This is a genomic window from Bartonella sp. MR168JLCBS (assembly GCF_042194175.1).
Window position 1 is genome coordinate 1 of the sequence record NZ_JBHIMP010000427.1, and the last position, 668, is coordinate 668.

Annotated in this window: 1 protein-coding gene; it reads left to right on the top strand. The window is 42.1% G+C overall.

Going from position 1 to position 668, the window contains the following annotated elements; all coding sequences use genetic code 11:
• On the top strand, positions 1-668 hold a 668-nt coding region (locus ACFIK8_RS11770), incomplete at both ends, for a LysM peptidoglycan-binding domain-containing protein (protein WP_375669533.1).

Sequence of the window (668 nt, forward strand, 5' to 3'; positions counted from 1 at the left end):
AGATCCGGGAATGCTATCGTACGGTGGCGATGTAATACAAAGCACTGAATTGCCACCTGTGGAGCCAAGTAATGATTCATGGGCTGATGACAGTGCTTCATATAATTCTCCACGACAAGACGGGACGCTTTCTCCTGATGGTCGAATTATAGGGACTCCGCCACGCAATCTTGGAACAATTTCTCGTTCAATGAATAATACTCCTCTTTTTCGGCGAAACTCTTATATCGTTCAAAGTGGGGATACATTATTAAGCATTGCACGGCAAATAGGGATCAGTGTTGAGGCATTAAAATTAGCAAATGGCATAAGCAATAATAATTCTATTTATATCGGTCAGGTGCTTATGATCCCAGGCAGGCGTACGGTCGCAACTTCGAATGCTCAAAATGATGATAGGGTTACATCAACAGAACCTTCATCCAAATCTCAAGTCAGGTCTTCTATACGATATCAGAAAGCTCCATCTACAGATAAAGCTCCTATAACAGCCATGCCTTCTTCAAAGATAAACAGGTCAAATGCTGAGCAGAATTCTTCCACACAGATGCCTTCATCGAATTATAAAACGGATGTTTTGAACACTGTAATGAATACGGATAATGGTGTGACTCCACAAGCTACGGGAATTTCTAAGATGCGTTGGCCGGTACGAGGACGTTTATTGA